Source organism: Actinosynnema pretiosum (genome assembly GCF_024171695.1).
Taxonomy (GTDB): domain Bacteria; phylum Actinomycetota; class Actinomycetes; order Mycobacteriales; family Pseudonocardiaceae; genus Actinosynnema; species Actinosynnema pretiosum.
Genome location: NZ_JAMTCF010000005.1, coordinates 10,054 through 31,210, shown reverse-complemented (window position 1 = coordinate 31,210; position 21,157 = coordinate 10,054). Strand labels below are relative to the sequence as shown.

Here is a 21,157-nt window from a genome sequence, read left to right as displayed (position 1 = left end):
GGGCCCTCGCCGAAGCGGCCCGCCACAGCGTGGCGGGCCGCTTCGCGCGTCAGGCGTGGCTTCCCAGCTCGTCGTCCAGGATGCCGAGCAGCTCCTCCACGGTCGCGGTCTCCAGCGCGCGCCCCTCGCTGACGACCGGCACGTCCGCGCCGGAAGCGGCGCCGTCCCAGCGCGCGCTCAGCGCGCGCAGGCGGGCGCCCACCCTGGCACGCTGCTCCTCGTCCACCGAGGCCGGGTCCGAGGTGGAGTCCAGCAGCGTCTCCAGCCGGACCACCTCGGCCTCCAGGTCCACCGCCCCCTCGGCCGCTGCCGCCCCGCCGAACTCGGCGAACAGGTGCTCGGCGAGCGCTTCGGCGGTCGGGTGGTCGAACGTGAGCGTGCTCGACAACCGCAGGCCGGTGTCGGCCCCGAGCCGGTTGCGGAGTTCGAGCGCGGCCAGTGAGTCCACGCCGAGGTCGCCCAGGGAGCGGTCGGGTTCGATCGCGGCCGAGGAGGTGTGGCCGAGCACGCCCGCGACGTGACCGCGCACCAGCTCGGTGAGCAGCTTCCTGCCCTCCGCCGCCGGGAGCTTCGGCAGCCGCGCGGACAGCGGCTCGGCCGCGACCGCGCCTGCGGCGTTCGCCACGCGGCGGACCGGAGCACCCGAGGCGTGCCTGGACAGCGCGCGGACGAGGGCGGGGGCGTCCTCGGTGACGCGGACCCGCACCGGCAGGACGGCGGCGTGGTCGGCGCCGAGCGCGGCGTCGAACAGCTCCAGCGCGCGACTCACCGGCAGCGGCAGGATGCCGTCGCGGGCGAGCCTGCTCCGCTCCACCTCGTCCAGGCTCGCGCCCATTCCTCCCGCGCCCCCGGTCTCCCACAGGCCCCAGCCGAGCGAGTGCGCGGGCAGGCCGAGGGAACGGCGGTGCGCGGCGAGCGCGTCGAGGAAGGCGTTGCCCGCCGCGTAGTTGGCCTGCCCAGCGGCTCCCAGCGTGCCCGCGGCCGAGGAGAACAGCACGAACGCCGCCAGGTCCAGGTCCTTCGTCAGCTCGTGCAGGTGCCACGCCGCGTCCGCCTTGGGCCGCAGCACCGTCTCGAACCGGTGCGGGGTGAGGTCGGTGAGCAGTCCGTCGTCGAGGACGCCCGCCGCGTGCACGACGGCCGTCAGCGGACGGTCCGCGCGCACCCCGGCGATCAGCGCGGCCAGCGCGGTGCGGTCGGTGACGTCGCAGGCCACCACCTCCACCCGCGCGCCGAGCCCGTGGAGGTCCGTCAGGTCCGGCTCCCGGTGACCACGCCCCACCAGCACCAGGTGGCGGACCCCGTGGCGCGCCACCAGGTGGCGGGCCAGCAGCAGACCGAGGCCACCGGTGCCGCCGAGGACGAGCACCGCGCCCTCCGGGTCGAGCGGCACAGGCGCGCCCCGATCGTCCACTTTGGACAGCTCGGGCACGTGGGCCACCCCGGCGCGCAGCGCCAGCTCCGGAGCCCCGGTCGCGACAGCGGCCGAGAGGACGGCGTCCGACTCGGCCGTGCCGTCGGAGTCGAGCAGCACGAACAGGCCGGGGTGCTCGACGGCGGCGGCGCGCACCATGCCCCACACCGCCGCCTGCGCGAGGTCGGGGGTCTCGTCCGCCGAGACCGCCACCGCGCGCCGGGTGCGGACCACGAGCGGACCGCTCGCGGTGTCGCCGACCTCGCGTTGCAGCACCGCGAGGGTGGCCGCCACCGTCGCGTGCGTCGCGGCCGTCATCTCGCCACCGGCGTGGTCCACGGTGTGCACCCGCGATTCGACGGTCGCGGTTCCGACCGGCTTCGTCGTCCAGCGGAGGCGGAGCAGGTCACCGGGCTCGGTCGCCCGCAGCAGGCCGGGAGTGATCTCCCGCAGGCGCAGCGAGGCGATGTCCGCGACCGGAGCGCCCACGCCGTCGTGCAGGCGCACGCCGAGTCGCCCCTCCCCCAGCGGCGTCAACCGCACCCGGAGCGCGGTCGCCCCGGTGGCGTGCACGTCCACGCCCTCCCACGAGAACGGCAGTGCCATGGCGTCCGGGTCCTGGCCCTCCAGGAGGTCGAGCAGGTGCAGCGCCGAGTCCAGCAGCGCGGGGTGCAGGGCGAAACCGGCGCCATCGCCATCCGGCAGCCGCACCTCGGCGCACACGTCGGCGCCGTCGCGCCACGCGGCGCCCAGCCCCCGGAACAGCGGCCCGTAGTCGTACCCCTGCGCCGAGAGCCGGTCGTAGACGCCGCTGACGTCGATCGGCTCCGCGCCGGGGGGCGGCCACTCGCCCAGCGCGGGCGGTTCCTCCGCCGAGGCCGTGCCGAGGACGCCGGTGGCGTGCCGCGTCCACGGCGCGTCCGCCCCTTCCGGCAGGGAGTGCACGGTGACCGCGCGACTTCCGTCCGGTCCCGGCGCGGCGGCGGCCACCTGCAGCTGAACGGCCTCGCCGTCGGCGAGCGCCAGCGGCCGTTCGAGCGTCAACTCGGCCAGGTGCGGGCAGCCTGCCTGGTCGCCCGCGCGCACGGCGAGTTCCACGAACGCGCTGCCGGGCACGAGCGCGGTCCCGGCGACGACGTGGTCGGCCAGCCACGGGTGCGTCGCGATCGACAGCCGCCCGGTCAGCACCACGGTGTGGTCGTCCGCGAGCGTCATGGCCGCGCCCAGCATCGGGTGCGCCGCAGGGGTCTGGCCGAGGCCTCGGGCGTCCACCACCGCGCCGGGCTCGTCGTGCAGCCACAGCCGCTGGTGCTGGAAGGCGTAGGTCGGGAGGTCGATCCTGCGCGCGCCGTGGAACGCCTGCGCCCAGTCGACCTCGACTCCCCGGACGTGCGCCGTGCCGAGCAGCGTGGCGAAGGCCCGCACCTCGTCGTGCCCGCGCCTGCACGTCGGCACGAAGGCGGGCGCGGCCTTCTCCACGTCCCCGACGACCTCGCGGCCCATCGCGGTGAGAACCGCGTCGGGACCGACTTCGACGAAGGTGCTCACCCCGGCGTCGACGAGCGCGCGAACGCCGTCGGCGAAGCGCACGGCGTCGCGCACGTGCCGCACCCAGTAGGCGGGCGAGCGCAGTTCCTCGTCGGTCGCGCGCTCACCGGTCACGTTGGACACCAGGGGGATCGACGGCGCCGCGAACGCCAGCCCGCTCGCGATCCGCTCGAACTCCGCCAGCATCGGTTCCACCAGCGGCGAGTGGAAGGCGTGGCTGACGCGCAACCGCTTCGTGCGACGGCCGGTCAGCTTGTCCGCCACGGCGGCCACGGCGGCTTCGGAGCCGGACACGACGACGGCGCTCGGCCCGTTGACGGCGGCGATCGCGACGTCGTCGGCCGTCAGGTACGGCAGCACGTCGGTCTCCGCCGCGTCGACGGCGAGCATCGTGCCGCCCGAGGGCAGGGCGGCCATGAGCCGTCCGCGCGCCGCGACGAGGCGCGCGGCGTCCCGCAGCGACCACACGCCCGCGACGTGGGCCGCGGTCAGCTCGCCGACGGAGTGGCCCGCCACCCAGTCCGGCCGCACCCCGTAGGACTCGAGCAGCCGGAAGAGCGCGGTCTCGACGGCGAACAACGCGCACTGGGCGTAGTCGGTGCGGTCGAGCAGCGCGGTCGCGTCTTCCGCGTCGGCCCACACGACCTCGCGCAGCGGGGCGTCGAGGTGCTCGTCCAGCGCCTCGCAGGCCTCGTCGAAGGCGGCGCGGAACACGGGGTAGCTCTCGTGCAGGGCCCGCCCCATGCCGAGTCGCTGGGCGCCCTGCCCGGTGAACAGGAACGCGACCTTGCCCGCCACCGGGCGCCCGGTGACGACCGCCTCCGACTCGCGTCCCCCGGCGAGCGCTTCGAGCGCCGCGTCCAGCTCATCGGCGTCGCGCGCCACCACGGCGGCGCGGTGGCCGAACGCGCTGCGCGTCGTGAGCAGCGAGTAGGCGAGGTCCGGCAGCGGCGCGCCCGCGACCTGCCGCAGCCGCGCCGCCTGCGCGGCGAGCGCGTCCGGGGTGGTCGCGGAGACCACGAACGGCAGCAGGGGAGCCTGCGCCACGGGGTCCGGGGCAGGAGGGCCCGCCGGGGCCTGCTCCAGGATCAGGTGGACGTTGGTGCCGCTGATCCCGAACGACGACACGCCCGCGCGACGCGGGTGGCCGGACTCCGGCCAGGCGCGCTGCTCGGTGACCAGCCGCACGGCGCCCGCGTCCCAGTCGACCTCCGACGAGGGCTCGGTGACGTTCAGCGACGCGGGGAGCACGCCGTGCCGCATGGCCTGCACCATCTTCACCACCCCGGCGACGCCCGCCGCGGCCTGGGTGTGCCCGATGTTCGACTTCACCGAACCGAGCCACAACGGCTCACCCCGGTCCTGCCCGTAGGCCGCCAGCAACGCCTGCGCCTCGATCGGATCACCGAGGGTCGTCCCGGTGCCGTGCGCCTCCACCACGTCCACCTCGGACGGCGCCAGACCGGCCGAGGCCAGCGCCGCGCGGATGACCCGCTGCTGCGACGGGCCGTTCGGCGCGGTCAGCCCGTTCGACGCCCCGTCCGAGTTCACCGCGGAGCCCCGGACGACGGCCAGCACGTCGTGGCCGTGGCGCCGGGCCTGCGACAGCCGTTCCACCACGAGGACGCCGACGCCCTCGGACAGCGCCGTGCCGTCCGCGTCGTCGGAGAAGGCCTTGACCCTGCCGTCGGCCGCGAGGTTGCGCTGCCTGCTGAAGTCCACGAACGTGTCCTCGGTCGACATCACGCTCACGCCACCGGCGAGGGCGCGGTCGCACTCGCCCCGTCGCACGGCGTCGGCGGCGAGGTGCAGCGCGACGAGCGAGGACGAGCACGCCGTGTCCACGGAGAGCGTCGGCCCCTCCAGGCCCAGCGCGTAGGCGACGCGGCCGGAGGCGACGCTGCCGAGACTGCCGTTGCCGAGGTAGTCGCGCACCTCCTCGGGCACGGCGCGCAGCCTGCTGCCGTAGTCGTGGTACATCACGCCCACGTACACACCGGTCCGGGTGCCGCGCACGGTGTGCGGGTCGACGCCCGCGCGCTCCAGCGCCTCCCAGGACACCTCCAGCAGCAACCGCTGCTGCGGGTCCATCGCGATCGCCTCCCTCGGGCCGATGCCGAAGAAGGCGGGGTCGAACCGGTCGGCGTCGTGGAGGAACCCGCCCACGGCCGTGCTGCAGTGCCCGGCCTTGCCCGGCTCAGGGTCGTAGAGGTGCGCGAGGTCCCAGCCCCGGTCGGTGGGGAACCCTCCCATGCCGTCGCGACCGTCGGCGACGAGCTGCCACAGGTCCTCCGGCGTGGTGATGCCGCCGGGGAACCGGCAGGCCATGCCGACGATCACCACCGGGTCTTCCCGCTCGTCACCGGCGACCGGCGGGGCAGGCGCCCGCTCGCCCGCCTCGGCGCCGAACAGCTCCGCGCTGACGTGGGCGATCAGCGCGTCGGCGTCGGGGTGGTCGAAGACGAGCGTGGCGGGCAGCCGCAGGCCCAGCGCCGTGCCGAGGCGGTTGCGCAGTTCGACGGCGGTCAGCGAGTCGAAGCCGGTCTCCCGGAACGGGCGGCGCGGGTCGAGCACGAGGTCGTCGCCGAAGCCGAGCACGGCGGCGACGAGCGTGCGGAGCAGCTCGCGCAGCTCGGTGTCGCGTTCGGCGGGGCCGAGGGTGGTGAGGCGGTCGACGAGCGTCGACCGCGCGGCGGCGGCGAGGCCGGTCGCGGCGCGCTTGCCCGAGGGCACGAGCCCCCGCAGCAGCGGCGCCACCTCTCCCGCTCTGCGCAGGGCGGGGAGGTCGAGGGCGATCGGCGCCAGGCGGGCGTCCGACGCGGACAGCGCCGCGTCGAACAACCGGAGTCCGTCGGCGGTGGGGATGGGGCGCACGCCCGCGCGGGCCATGCGCTCGACGTCGGCGTCGGTCAGGTGTCCGGTGAGCCCGGTGCGCTGCTCCCAGAACCCCCAGGCGAGGGAGTGCGCGGGCAGGCCGTGGGAGCGGCGGTGCGCGGCGAGCGCGTCGAGGAACGCGTTGGCCGCCGCGTAGCCCGCCTGTCCCCCGCCGTCGACCGTGCCCGCGGCCGAGGAGAACAGCACGAACGCCGCCAGGTCCAGGTCCTTCGTCAGCTCGTGCAGGTGCCACGCCGCGTCCGCCTTGGGCCGCAGCACCGCGTCGAGGCGCTCGGGGGTCTGGTCGCTCACCAGGCCGTCGTCGAGGACACCGGCGAGGTGCACCACGGCGGTCAGCGGGTGCGCGGGGTCCACGGCGGAGAGCACGCGGGCGAGCTGGTCGCGGTCGGCTGCGTCGCAGGCGACCACGGACACGTCGGCGTCGAGGTCCGACAGGTCGTCCACCGCCGCGCCTCGGCGGCCGGTGAGGACGAGCCGCCGCACACCGTGCTCGTGCACCAGGTGCCGCGCGACCAGGCGACCGAGGACACCGGTGCCGCCCGTGAGGAGCACCGTGCCCCCGGGGTCGAGGGTCGTGGCGCGCGAGGCGGCGGGCACCCGCGCGAGGCGCGGCACGGACACGGCGCCATCGTGCACGGCGAGCTGCGGTTCGGCGGTCGCGCCCGCGACCGCGACGGCCGCGTCCACCCCGTCGCCGGAGTCGACCAGCACGAACCGGCCGGGGTGCTCGTCCTGGGCCGCGCGCACCAGACCCCACACGGCGGCGGCGGCCACGTCGCGGACGGGTTCGGTGACGGCGCCCTCGGTGAGCACGAGCAGCCGCGCGGAAGGCTCCTCGGCGATCCAGCGCTGGACCGCCGCGAGCGCGAGCGCCGTGGTGCCGCGTGCCGCGGCAGCGGGATCAAGAGCGCCTCCGGGGTCCCCGCTGATCGGCAGGACCACCCACTCGCGCTCGCCGTCGGGCAGTGCGGACTCACCGTCCCACACGACGAACGAGGCAGGTCGGGCGCTGGGCGCGGGCAGCGCGGGCCAGCTCAGGCGGTAGAGGTCGTCGGTGCGGGTGGCGGCGGCGTCCCGGTCGACCGGGCGCGCCACCAGCGCCGCCACCTCCGCCACCGGCGCGCCGGTGGGGTCGGCCACGCGCAGCGACAGGGTCTCGCCGCGCCGGATCGCCACTCGCAGGGCGGTCGCGCCGGTGGCGTGCAGTGAGACACCGGTCCAGGCGAACGGCAGGCTCGTCCCGCCGTCACCGTCGGCGACCAGGCCGTCCACGTGCAGGGCGGCGTCGAACAGCGCCGGGTGCAGGCCGAAGCCCGCCGCCTCGACGGGCAGTTCCACCTCGGCGAACAGCTCGTCACCCCGCCGCCAGGCCGCGCGCAACCCCTGGAAGGAGGGACCGTAGTCGTAGCCGAGCGCGGCGAGCCTGTCGTACGCGCCGTCGACGACCAGCGGCTCGGCACCGCTCGGCGGCCAGGCCGCCAGGTCGAAGTCCGCGGTCGCGGGCTGGGGGGCGAGCAGGCCGGAGGCGTTGCGCGACCAGGGTTCGCCGGGATCGCCGTGCGGTCGCGAGTGGACGGTCAGCGCGCGACGCCCGGTCTCGTCCGGCGCATCGACGCGCACCTGCAGCTGGACGCCGCCCCGCCCGGCCAGCACGACGGGCGCGTGGAGGGTCAGCTCCGCGAGATGACCGTGCCCGAGGTCGTGGCCGAGCGACAGCGCCAGCTCGACCAGCGCCGTGCCGGGGAGCAGCACCGCGCCCGCCACCGCGTGATCGGCGAGCCACGGCAGCGCCGACGTCGAGAGGCGGGAGGTGAAGACCACCGCTCCCGCGCCGTCCCCGTCCCCCGGCACGGGGACCGCGGCCCCGACGAGCGGGTGCGCGACGGTGTCGAGGCCCGCCGCCGTGACGTCGCCCGCCGTCCCGGACCGGCCCAGCCAGTAGCGCTCCCGCTGGAACGCGTACGTCGGCAGATCGGTCGCGCGCGCGCCGGAAGCGCTGAACACCGCGCGCCAGTCCACGGGGATTCCGGCGACGAACGCGTCGGCCAGCGAGGTGAGCAACCGCTGGGAACCGCCGTCGTGCCTGCGCAGCGACCCGACCCCGGTGACGTCGACGCCTGCGGCGTCCGCCGTCTCCGCGATGCTGTGCAGCAGCACCGGATGCGGGCTGCACTCGATGAAGGCGCCGTACCCGGCGTCGAGCAGCTCGCGGGTCGTCCGCTCGAAGAGGACGGTCTGCCGCAGGTTCTCGTACCAGTACTGGGCGTCGAGGACCGCGGTGTCGATCCGGCCGCCGGTCGCGGTCGAGTAGAACGGCACGTCCGCCGCGCGCGGCCGGATGCCTGCGAGGTCGGTGAGCAGCCGCTCGTGTATCGCCTCGACGTGCGCGCAGTGCGACGCGTAGTCGACCGGCACGAGCTTGGCCCGGTGCCCGTCCGCGACCACCGACGCCTTCAGCTCACCGAGCGCCTCTGGGTCGCCCGAGACGACCACCGACAGCGGCCCGTTCACCACGGCGATCTCCAGGAGGCCCCCGTGGGCCGCGAGTCGTTCGCGCACCTGCTCGGCCGGGAGCGCGATCGACAGCATCCCGCCCCGGCCGGAGAGCTGGTCGGCGATGGCCTTCGCGCGCAGGGTCACCACCTTCGCGCCGTCGGCGAGGCTGAGCGCGCCCGCCACGCAGGCGGCGGCGATCTCGCCCTGCGAGTGGCCGATGACCGCTGCGGGCTCGACCCCGTGCGCGCGCCAGACCGCCGCCAGCGACACCATGACCGCCCACAGCACCGGCTGCACCACGTCGACGCGACCCAGCTCGCGCCGGGCGCGGATGGTGTCGAGCAGCTCCCATCCGGTGATCGGGTCCAGGGCCGCCGCGCAGTCCGCCAGCGCGGCGGAGAAGACAGGTGAGGAGTCGAGGAGGTCGGCGGCCATGCCGACCCACTGCGAGCCCTGGCCGGGGAAGACGAACGCGACCCGCGACTCGGGGGCGCGGGCGCCGCGCACGACACCGGTGGCGCTCTCGCCCGCCGCGAGCGCGGTGAGCCCCGCCGTCAGCCCGGCGAGGTCGCTGCCGACGACGACGGCGCGCTCGTCGAGCGCCGCGCGCGACGCCACGAGGCCGTGCGCGGTGTCCGCCAGGGAGTCGGGGGCGGAGGCGAGGTGGTCGAGCATCCGGCGGGCCTGCGCCGCGAGGGCGCGTCCGCTCGCTCCCGACAGCACCAGGGGCACCGGGCCCGACCACGGCTCGGCCGGTTGCGCGACGGGCTCCTCCGGGGGCGACTCGAGGATGACGTGGGCGTTGGTGCCGCTGATGCCGAACGAGGACACGGCGGCCCTGCGCCGCCCGTCGCGCGCGGGCCAGTCGCGCGCCTCGCGGAGCAGTTCGACGGCGCCCTCCGCCCAGTCGACCTTCGAGGTGGGCTGGTCGGCGTGGAGGGTCCGGGGCAGCCTGCCGTGCCGCATGGCCTGGACCATCTTGATGATCCCCGCGACGCCCGCCGCGGCCTGGGTGTGCCCGATGTTCGACTTCACCGAACCGAGCCACAACGGCTCACCCCGGTCCTGCCCGTAGGTCGCCAGCAACGCCTGCGCCTCGATCGGATCACCGAGCGGCGTGCCGGTGCCGTGCGCCTCCACCACGTCCACCTCGGACGGTTCGAGTTCGGCGTCGGTCAGCGCCGCCCGGATCACGCGCTGCTGCGACGGGCCGTTCGGCGCGGTCAGCCCGTTCGACGCCCCGTCCTGGTTGATCGCGGAACCGCTCACCACGGCCAGCACCCGGTGCCCGTTGCGCCGCGCGTCGGAGAGCCGTTCGAGCAGCACCATTCCGACGCCCTCGCCCCAGCCCGTGCCGTCTGCGCCCTCGGCGAACGACTTGCAACGGCCGTCCTGGGCGAGCCCGCGCTGCTTCGAGAAGTCGATGAACGTGTCCGGAGTGGACATCACCGTCACCCCGCCCGCGAGCGCCAGCGAGCACTCACCGGACCGGAGCGCCTGCACCGCGAGGTGCAGCGCGACCAGCGAGGACGAGCACGCCGTGTCCACCGTGACGGCGGGGCCCTCGAGACCGAGCGCGTACGACACCCGTCCGGACGCGACGCTGCCCAGGTTGCCGTTGCCGAGGTAGCCCTCGACCTCCTCGGGCACCTCGGTGAGCCAGGTCCCGTAGTCGTGGTACATCACACCCGCGTAGACGCCGGTTCGGCTGCCGCGCAGGCTGTTGGGGTCGATCGACGCCCGTTCCAGCGCCTCCCAGGACACCTCCAGCAGCAACCGCTGCTGCGGGTCCATCGCGGTGGCCTCGCGGGGGCTGATGCCGAAGAAGGCGGGGTCGAACCACGCGGCGTCGTGCAGGAACCCGCCTTCGCGCACGTGGGTCCTGCCCGGTGCGTCGGGATCGGGGTCGTAGATGTTCTCGACGTCCCAGTCGCGGTCGGTCGGGAAGTCCCCGATCGCGTCGGCGCCTCCGGCGACCAGCTCCCAGAGCTTCTCCGGGGTGTCGACGCCACCGGGGTACCGGCAGCTCATGCCGACGATCGCGACCGGTTCACGAGCCGCTTGGGCGTTCCGCGCGCGCAGCCGCTCGTTCTCGATCAACGACTCGCGCAGCGCTTCGACGATCTGCTCGACGGATGTTTCCATGCTCGGTGTCGCTCCCCTGCTCGCGCGGCTGCTTCTGAGACACGCCCCTGGCCCTGCTTCCCCGTGTGGCCGGGCAGGCGGCTCAGGTGCCGCCGCGGTTCAACGCGGCGCGCACGAGGTCGGCCACGTCCATGGACTTGATGTCGATGCCGGGTTCGGCGTCCGCTGCTCGCGACACCTGCGGTTCGGCCTGCGGTTCCGGGGCCAGCCTGCCGAGGAGGTAGCCCGCGAGTGCGGCGGGCGTCGCGTAGTCGAAGATCATCGTGGACGGCAGCCGCAGCCCGCTGACGGTGTTGAGCCGGTTGCGCAGCTCCACCGCGGCGAGCGAGTCGAACCCCAGTTCGGTGAACGCGCGCCGTGGTTCCACGTCGGCGGGTCCGGCGTGGCCGAGCACCCCGGCCACCTCGGCGCGGACGGCGGTGAGCACGGCGTGCTCGTGGTCGGCCTTCGGCAGGCCGGCGAGCCGGTCGCCGAGGGTGGGGGCGTGCTGGGCGGGCGCCAGGCCGACACCCGCGAGCGTCCGCAGCGGCGCGGGCGCCTCCGCGCCTCGCCGCCGCAGCGCGCGGAGGTCGAGCCGGACCGGCAGCACGGCGGGCAGGTCTGCCGCCACAGCGGCGTCGAAGAGGGCGAGCGCGTCGTCCGGTTCGAGCACGCCGACGCCGGAACGCCCGATCCGGGCGAGTTCGCCCTCGTCCAGCGACGCGCCCATGCCGCCGCCCGCCCACAGGCCCCACGCCATCGACGTCGCGGCGAGCCCGAGGTCCGCCCGGTGCGCGGCGAGCGCGTCGAGGAAGGCGTTGGCCGCCGCGTAGTTGCCCTGGCCGGAGGCGTCGATGGTGCCCGCGGCCGACGAGAACAGCACGAAGTGCGCCAGTTCGCGGCCGAGGGTCAGCTCGTGCAGGTGCCAGGCGGCCTCGGCCTTCGGGCGCAGCACGGTGTCCACGCGCGACGGCGTCAGCGCCGTGATGACGCCGTCGTCCAGCACACCTGCCGTGTGCACGACGCTGTCGACCGGCGTGAGCGCGAGCAGGGTGGCGACAGCCGCGCGGTCGGCGACGTCGCAGGCGACGATCTCGGCCTTGGCGCCCAGCGCGCTCAGCTCGCCGAGCAGGGCGGTGGCGCCCGGCGCGTCGGGCCCGCGCCTGCTCGTGAGAACGAGCCTCTCGACGTCGTCGCGCCGCGCGAGGTGCTTCGCGACGAGGGCGCCGAGCCCGCCCGTCCCCCCGGTGATGAGCACGGTGCCCCACGGGCGCCTCGCCACGCGGCGCACCGCGTCCGGCGCGCGCATGAGACGCGGCACGTGCACGTCGCCGTCCTTGAGGCGCACTTCCGGCTCACCGGTGTCGAGCGCCGCGTCGAGGGAGGCGAGTTCCGGCCGAGCGCCTCCGACGTCCACGAGCACCACGCGGCCGGGTTCTTCCCCGTGCGCGGCGCGGACCAGACCGCGCACCGCCGCGCCTGCGAGGTCGTCGCGGGTCAGCACGACGAGCACCGCCTGCCGCTCCTCGGCGAGCCACGCCTGCACGACCCGCAGGGTCCCGGCGAGGGCCGACCGCACGGCGTCCGGCACACCGGCGCCGTCCGGGGCCTGCGCGACGTGCAGGACCGCGTCGACGGCGCCCAGCGCGGCCGGTTCCGGTGCGACCGGGACACCGAGTCCGAGGTCGTCGTCGCCGAGCACCGCCCAGTTCCGCCGTGCCCGCGCGACGGGCTTCGGCAGCGGCTCGTCGGCCACGACGTACAGGTCCCGCGCCGGGACGCCCAGCCGGTCGGCGGCGAAGGGCCGCGTCACGTACGACGCCACGGTCGCCAGCGGCGCCCCGTCCTCGGTGGCCAGCTCGATCCGCAGACCGCCCTCGCCGCCTCCTCGGGTCACGCGCACCCTGGCGGCGAGCGCGCCGGAGCCGTGCTGGGTGACCCCGGTCCACGCGAACGGCAGCTCGACCACGCCCGCGTCGGCGGCCCCGTCTCGCGGGTCGAGCAACCCGGTGACGTGCAGCGCCGCGTCGAGCAGCGCCGGGTGCAGGCCGTAGCGGGCGGCGTCGTGCCTGGCCTCTGCGGGCAGCTCCAGCTCCGCGAGCACGGTGTCCCCACCTGCCCGCCACGCGGCGCGCACGGCGCGGAAGACGGGCCCGTAGTCGTAGCCCTCGGCGTGCATCCGCTCGTACAGGCCGCTGACGTCGAGCCCGGTCGCGCCCGGCTCGGGCCACTCGGCGACCGCCTGGCCGGGGTCGTCCCCGGCCAGGTCGAGAACGCCCGTGGCGTGGCAGGTCCACTCGCCTGCCCCGTCGTCGGGCCGCGAGTGGATCTCGACGGCGCCGTCCGGGGTGGCCGAGACGTGCAGCCGCACGGCCGACTCCCCCGGCACCACGAGCGGCGACCGCAGGGTCAGCTCGGTGAGCGCGGGGCGACCGGTGAGGCGGCCCGCGTGCAGGGCGAGGCCCACCAGCGCGGCGCCGGGCACCAGCACGGCGCCGAGGACGGCGTGCTCGGCGAGCAGCGGGTGCGTGGCGAGCGAGACGCGCCCGGTGAGCAGCAGGCCGCCGTCCCCCGGCAGGTCCACGGCCGCGCTGACCAGCGGGTGGTCCGCCGCGGCCAGTCCGTGCGCGGTGACGTCGCCGCCGGTCGCGGCCAGCGGCAGCCAGTGGTGCCGGTGCTGGAACGGGTACGTCGGCAGGTCGACGTGCGCGCCGGTGAAGTCGCCGTAGAGCTGACGCCAGTCGACGTCGAAGCCCCGCACGTGCACCTCGGCGAGCGCGGTCAGCAGCGCGCGCGCCTCCCCGGTGTCCTTGCGCGCGGTGCACGCGAAGGCCGGTTCGGCGTCGCCCCCGGCCTCGACGAGGCAGTCGGGCCCCATCGCGGTGAGCACGGGGGCGGCGCCGAGTTCGAGGAAGGTGTCGACGCCGCGATCGGCGAGCGCGCGCACGGCGTCGGCGAAGCGCACGGTCCCGCGCACGTGGTCCACCCAGTAGCCCGCCGAGCCGAGCTGGGCGGCGGTCGCGGGCTCGCCGGTGAGCGTGGACATGATCGGCACCGCGGGCTCGTGCGCGGTGAGCCCGGACACGACCTCGCGGAACTCGGCGAGCATCGGTTCCATGCGCGGCGAGTGGAAGGCGTGCGAGACCTTCAGCCGCCGAGTCGTGGCGAACCGCGCGGCGATCGCCTCCACGGCGTCCTCGTCACCGGACACCACGACCGCGCGCGGCCCGTTGACCGCGGCGATGCCGCACCGTTCGCCGAGGAGCGGGGCGACCTCCTCCTCGGAGGCCTGCACGGCGATCATGGCCCCGCCAGGGGGCAAGGCCTGCATCAGCTTGCCCCGCGCCGCGACCGCGGCCACCGCGTCGGCCAGCGACCAGACACCGGCCACGTGCGCGGCGGCGAACTCGCCGACGGAGTGCCCCGCGAGCCACGCCGGACGCAGCCCCGCCGACTCCAGCAACCGGTAGAGGGCCACCTGCGTGGTGAACAGCGCCGCCTGCGTGTAGGCGGTCTGGTCGAGCAGGTCGGCCGCCTCGCCGTCCCCGAACAGCACGTCGGCGAGCGGGTGGTCGAGGTGGCCCGCGAACCGCGCGGCGACGCGGTCGAAGTGCTCCGCGAAGACGGGGTGGGCGCGGTACCAGTCGCGTCCCATGCCGGGCCGCTGGGCGCCTTGGCCGGAGAACAGGAACGCCAGCGTGCCCTCGCTGGCCGAACCGGTCACGACGAGACCCGGCGCACCGGCGGCCAGGGCGAGCGCGTCGAGGCCCGCGACGACGTCGTCGGAGGAGTCCGCGCCCGCGAGGACGACGGCGCGCTCGGTGTGCGCGGCGCGCGTGGTGGCGAGCGCGAAGCCGAGGTCGGCGGTGGCGGTGGCGGACGCCGTGGCGACCAGGTCGCGCGCCTGGTGGCGCAGCGCCTCGGTCGTCCGCGCCGAGACCGGCAGGGCGACGAGCGGGGGCGCTTGCCCCCCGGCCACCGCCTCCTGTGCACCGGGCTCTTCGAGGATGACGTGGGCGTTCGTGCCGCTGATGCCGAAGGACGACACGGCGGCGCGGCGCGGCCGGGCTCCGGGTTCCCACGGCCGCGCCTCGGTGAGCAGCTCGACGGCGCCCGCGTCCCAGTCGACCTTCGAGGACGGTGAGTCGACGTGCAACGTCTTCGGGAGGACGCCGTGCCGCATGGCCTGCACCATCTTGATGATCCCCGCGACGCCCGCCGCGGCCTGGGTGTGCCCGATGTTCGACTTCACCGAACCGAGCCACAACGGCTCACCCCGGTCCTGCCCGTAGGCCGCCAGCAACGCCTGCGCCTCGATCGGATCACCGAGGGTCGTCCCGGTCCCGTGCGCCTCCACCACGTCCACCTCGGACGGCGCCAGACCGGCCGAGGCCAGCGCCGCGCGGATGACCCGCTGCTGCGACGGGCCGTTCGGCGCGGTCAGCCCGTTCGACGCCCCGTCCTGGTTGATCGCGGAACCGCTCACCACGGCCAGCACCCGGTGCCCGTTGCGCCGCGCGTCGGAGAGCCGTTCGACGACGAGCACCCCGACGCCCTCGCCCCAGCCGGTGCCGTCCGCGCCGTCGGCGAACGACTTGCAACGGCCGTCGGCGGCGAGCCCGCGCTGGCGGGAGAAGTCGATGAACGTGTCCGGAGTGGACATCACCGTCACCCCGCCCGCGAGGGCGAGGTCGCACTCGCCGTGCTGCAGCGCGTGGGCGGCGCGGTGCAGCGTGACCAGGGAGGACGAGCACGCCGTGTCCACCGTGACGGCGGGGCCCTCGAGACCGAGCGCGTACGCGACGCGGCCCGAGACGACGCTGCCCAGGTTGCCGTTGCCCGCGTAGGCCGCGAGGTCCTCCGGCAGCTCGGGGAGCCAGGCGCCGTAGTCGTGGTACATCACACCCGCGTACACACCGGTCCGGCTGCCGCGCACGCTGGTGGGGTCGATCGACGCCCGTTCCAGCGCCTCCCAGGACACCTCCAGCAGCAACCGCTGCTGCGGGTCCATCGCGGTGGCCTCGCGGGGGCTGATGCCGAAGAAGCCTGCGTCGAACCACGCGGCGTCGTGCAGGAACGCGCCTTCCCGCGCGTAGGTGCGGCCGGGCGTGCCCGGCTCGGGGTCGTAGAGCGCGTCGGCGTCCCAGCCCCGGTCCGAGGGGAATTCGCCCACCGCGTCGACGCCGTCGGCGACCAGCCGCCACAGGTCCTCGGGCGAGGTGACGCCGCCGGGGTAGCGGCAGGCCGTGCCGACGATGACGATCGGATCGGCGCCCGCGCCGGGGTCGCGCGCGACGACGGGAACCACGGGCTCCGCGCCGCCGAACAGGCCCTCCTCGACGTGCTTGGCGAGCGCGCGCGGCGTCGGGTGGTCGAACACGAGGGTGGCGGCCAGCCGCAGCCCGGTCACCGCGTTGAGCCGGTTGCGCAGCTCGACGGCGGCGAGGGAGTCGAACCCCAGCTCGGTGAACGCGCGCGCCGGGTCGACGGCGGAGGCCCCGTCGTGGCGCAGCACGTCGGCCACCTCGGTGCGCACGAGGTCCAGCACGACGCGTTCGCGCTCGGCGACCGGAACGGTGGCGAACCGGCTCTCCTCGGAAGTCCGCGCACCGCCCGTGGCGGCACGGCGCGCGGCGGGGCGCACGAGTTCGCGCAGCAGGTGCGGCACGCCGTCGGAACGGCGGCGCACGGCTGCCGCGTCCACCTCGACCGGCACCGCCGTGGACCACCCTGATCGGACGGCCAGGTCGAACAGCCGCAGTGACCGCTCCGCCGGGAGTCCCGGCAGACCGGCGGCGGCGATGCGGCGCAGCGCGGCGGCGTCGAGCGCGGCGCCCATGCCGGTGCCCGTCGCCCACAGGCTCCAGGACAGCGCCGTGGCGGGCAGGCCGAGGGAGGCGCGGTGCTCCGCGAGCGCGTCGAGGTAGGCGTTGGCGGCGGCGTAGTTGGCCTGGCCCGGCGCGTCGAGCACAGAGGCGAGCGAGGAGAACAGCACGAACCGCTTGAGCGGGCGATCCCGCGTCAGCTCGTGCAGCAGCCAGGCGCCGCGGGCCTTGGCGTGGAAGACCTCGTCGACCATCTCGTCGGTGAGCGAGCCGAGCAGACCGTCGCGGACGACTCCGGCGGTGTGCACCACCGAGTCGACGGGGTGCTCGGCCAGCAACCGCGCGAGGGCGTCGCGGTCGCCGACGTCGCAGGCCACCACGGTCACCTCGGCGTCCAGGTCCCCGACGAAGCCTGGAGCCTCGCCGCGCCTGCCCACCAGCACCAGGCGGTGGACGCCGTGCGCCTCGACCAGGTGCCGCGCCACGAGCGACCCGATCCCGCCGGTGCCGCCGGTCACCAGCACGGTGCCCCAGTCGTCGGCCGGAACCGGGACCGGAGCGGAGGCCGGAACCGGGACCGGAGCGGAGACCAGGCGCGGCACCAGGAACCGCCCGCCGGTCAGCGACAGCTCCGGCTCACCGCTGGCGAGAGCCTGGCCCAGTTCGGCCTCGGAGGGCTCGGCGTCGTGCTCGACGAGCACGAGACGACCGGGGTTCTCGGCCTGCGCCGCGCGGACGAGCCCCCGGACGGCGGCGTGCGCGGGGCTCGCGGGTGGCGTCACCACGACGAGCGGCGCGGCCGTGCCGTCGGCCTCCAGCCAGGCGCGCACCAGGCGCAGCGCCGTGCCGACGTGCTCGCGGGCGTCACGCGCGTCCGCGCTCGCGGCGTCGCCGAAGCGGTGCACGACAGCGCCCTGGGGAATCGTGGTGTGCGCGGGGACGGGGTGCGGCACCCACCGCAGGGCGTGCAGCGCCTCCTGGTCCCGCACGGGGCGGGAGATCAGCCCGCCGACGTCGGCCACCGGCGTGCCGGTGGCGTCGGCGAGCCGGAGCGCGATGCCGCCTCCTTCGCCGCGCGTGATCGCGACGCGCACGGCGGTCGCGCCGGTGGCGTGCAGCGTGACGCCGGTCCAGGCGAACGGCACGCTCACGCCCGGTGCGGGCGTGTCCAGGTCCGCCGCGTGCAGCGCCGCGTCGAGCAGCGCGGGGTGCAGGCCGAAGGCGCCCGCGCCTTCCGCGATCCGTTTCGGCAGCGCGACGTCCGCGTACGTGGTGCCGCCCAGCCGCCACGCCGCGCGAAGACCCCGGAACGCCTGCCCGTAGCCGTAGCCCTCGTCGGCCAGGCGCTCGTAGAGGTCGGTCGTGTCCACCGGGTGGGCGCCCGGCGGCGGCCACTCGCCGAACGGGGCGGGCTCGGCGACGTCGGCCGGGGCGAGCACGCCCGCCGCGTGCTCGGTCCACCGGCCCGCCTGGTCGGCGCGGCTGTGGACGGTGACCGGACGACGGCCGTCCTCGTCCGCCGCGCCGACCGCCACCTGGACGGAGACCTCCCGGTCGCCGTCGAGGGCGAGCGGCGCGCTCAAGGTCAGTTCCTCCAGCCGCAGCGGCGGGCCTGCGGGCACGTGGTCGGCGGCGCGCAGCACGAGTTCCACGAACGCCGTGCCGGGGAACAGGACCCTGCCGCCGATGACGTGGTCGGCGAGCCACGGCTGGGTGCGCGTGGAGATCCGTCCGGTCAGCACGGCGGCGTCCGCGCCCACGCCCGCGACAGCGGCGAGCAGCGGATGACCGGCGGGCAGCTGTCCGAGCGCGCCGGCGCCCGAGGAGGTGCCCTGGTCGAGCCAGAAGCGTCGCCGCTGGAACGGGTAGCGGGGCAGTGGGACCGGGGTGCCGCCGAACTCGGCGAAGTGCCGCTCCCAGTCGACGGGCACGCCGCGCGAGTGCACGGCCGCGAGCCCCGACATGGCCTCGCGCGCTTCGGGCCGGTCCCGGCGCAGCGCCGCGATGAAGGCCGTTCCGTCGGCGTCCACGCACTCCGGTCCCATCGCCGACAGCGTGGCGCCCGGTCCGAGTTCGAGGAACGTGCGCACGCCCGCGTCGGCGAGCACCCGCAGCGCGTCGTGGAAGCGCACCCGCGCGCGGACGTGGCCGACCCAGTGCTCGGGGTCGCGCAGCTCGCCCGACACCGGCTGTCCGGTCACGGTCGACACGATCGGCAGGCGCGGCTCGTGGAAGTCGAGCACGCGCACGACGCGGCGGAACTCGTCGAGCATCGGCTCCATGAGCGGCGAGTGGAAGGCGTGGCTCACGCGCAGGCGTCGGGTGTCGCGACCGCGTGCCGACAGCTCCTCGGCGATCCGCTCGACGTCGCCGAGCACTCCCGACACCACCACCGACTCGGGGCCGTTGACGGCGGCGATCCCGGTTCCCCCGGTCAGCAGGGGGGTCACCTCGGCCTCGGACGCGCGAACGGCGAGCATCGCGCCCCCGGCGGGCAGCCGCTGCATGAGCCTGCCGCGCGCGGCGACCAGGATCGTCGCGTCCTGCAGCGTCAGCACACCCGCGACGTGCGCGGCGGCGATCTCGCCGACGGAGTGGCCCGCGAGGTGGTCGGGTGCGAGGCCCCAGCTCTCGAACAGCCGGTACAGCGCGACCTCGAAGGCGAACAGCGCGGGCTGCGCGTACTCCGTCGTGTCCAGCAGGGCTGCGTCGGCGCCGCCCGGATCGGCGAACATCAGCTCGTCGAGCCCGCGCGGCAGCTGGAGGTCGAAGTGGGCGCAGGTCGCGGCGAGCGAGTCCGCGAAGACGGGGTAGGCGGTCGCCAGCTCGCGGCCCATCCCCGCGCGCTGGCTGCCCTGCCCGGCGAACAGGAACGCGAGTTCGCCCGGCGCCCGCTCCGGCGCCGGGGTGGCGCCGCTCGCGAGACCTTCCAGGGCGGCGCGCAGCTCGACCCGGCCGGTCGCGACGAGCACCGCCGAGTCGCGCAGCGCGGCGCGCGTGGTGCCGAGCGCCCGCGCCAGCTCCACCGGTTCGACGGTGTCGGCGAGGGGCAGCAGGTCTCGGGCACGCGCGCGGAGCGCGTCCTCGCCTCGCGCGGACAGCGGGAACGCCAGCGGGCGCCCGCCGACCGGGCTCGGTGCGGAGGCGGCGGGTTCCGGCTCGGGGCGTTCGAGGATGACGTGCGCGTTGGTGCCGCTGACGCCGAAGGACGACACGGCGGCGCGGCGGGGGCGGCCGGTCTCCGGCCACGGACGGGACTCGACGGTCAGCTCGACCTGGCCGGAGGACCAGTCGACGTGCGGCGTCGGTTCGTCGACGTGGAGCGTCGCGGGAACCTCGCCGTGCTCCATCGCGAGCACGGCCTTGATCACCCCGGCGACGCCTGCGGCGGCCTGGGTGTGCCCGAGGTTGGACTTCACCGACCCGAGCAGCAGCGGCCTCGCGCGATCGCGCCCGTAAATGGCCAGCAGCGCTGTCACCTCGATCGGGTCGCCGAGCCGGGTGCCGGTGCCGTGCGCCTCGACGACGTCCACGTCCTCGGGCGCGAGCCCCGCGGACGCGAGCGCGCTGCGGATGACCCGCTGCTGCGCGGTGCCGTTGGGCGCGGTGAGGCCGTTGGACGCGCCGTCGGAGTTGACCGCGGAGCCGCGCACCAGCGCGAGCACCCGGTGGCCGTTCTTCCGCGCGTCCGACAGCCGCTCCAGGACCAGGACGCCCACGCCCTCGGCGAAACCGGTGCCGTCCGCGGCGGCGGCGAAGGGCTTGCAGACCCCGTCCGGCGCGAGGCCGCGTTGCCTGCTGAACGCGGTGAAGACGCCCGGTCCGCCGAGCACGGCCACACCACCGGCGAGCGCGAGCGTCGTCTCCCCCGCGCGCAACGAGCGGCACGCCAGGTGCAGCGAGACGAGTCCGGCGGAGCACGCCGTGTCCACGGTGAGCGCGGGACCTTCCGCGCCGAGCACGTACGCGACCCGGCCGGACACAACGCTGGAGGCGTTGCCCGCCAGCAGGTACGCGTCCATGCCGTCGGGCGCCTCGTGCAGGCGCGGGCCGTAGTCCAGCATCTCCGCGCCGACGAAGACACCGGTCGACGTGCCGCGCAGCGCGGTGGGGTCGATCCCGGCGTTCTCGAGCGCGTGCCAGGTGGTCTCCAGCACGAGTCGCTGCTGCGGGTCCATGCCCAGCGCCTCGCGCGGGCTGATGCCGAAGAACTCGGCGTCGAAGTCGGTCGCGGTGTCGAGGAACCCGCCCTTGCGCACGTAGGCGCTGCCCGGCGTCTCGGGATCGTCGTCGAACAGGGCGCCGAGGTCCCAGCCCCGGTCGGAGGGGAAGTCGGACAGCACGGTGCCGCCCTCGGCGAGCAGCCGCCACAACGCCGCCGGATCGTCGACGCCGCCGGGGAAGCGGCAGCCGATGCCCACGATCGCGACCGGCTCGTCGTCGACGGCGGGGGCGGTGGGCACGTCAACGGCGTCGTCGGTTCCGTCGGCCGCGCGCAGCAGCCGGTCCACCAGCTCCGGCAGCGTCGGGCAGTCGTAGGCGAGGCTCACCGGCAAGGGGATCCCGGTGCGCTCGGTGAGGACGCGGTGCAGGTGGACGGCGGCCAGCGAGTCGAGCCCCTGAGCCGCGAAGGGCTGCTCGGCGTCGAGCGCTGCGCCGGAGGCCGCGTCGTCCGGCCGCGCCTGCGCGATGGCCTCGGCCACGGCGGCGCGCACCAACTCGGTGACCACCCGGCGGTGTCCGCCCGGCGCGGCCTGTGCCAGCCGCTTCGCCAGTGCTGATTCGGTTACGAGCCCGTTCATCCGCGCATCTCCCGACTCGCCCGGCGCGATCTCTGGTCCTTGCCTGAAACGTA

At 75.8% G+C, this 21,157-nt stretch carries 1 protein-coding gene and 1 pseudogene; both read right to left on the bottom strand.

The features are described 5' to 3' along the window. Nucleotides 1-49: 49 nt before the first annotated feature. Nucleotides 50-10,465: pseudogene (locus tag LV78_RS11545) on the bottom strand (SDR family NAD(P)-dependent oxidoreductase); the annotation flags it as partial. Between the two features lie 115 nt (nt 10,466-10,580). Further along, the gene (locus LV78_RS11540) at nt 10,581-21,104 is read right to left on the bottom strand and encodes a type I polyketide synthase (protein ID WP_253844980.1); all 10,524 of its coding nucleotides are present in this window, start codon (nt 21,102-21,104) and stop codon (nt 10,581-10,583) included. Between the last annotated feature and the right edge of the window lie 53 nt (nt 21,105-21,157).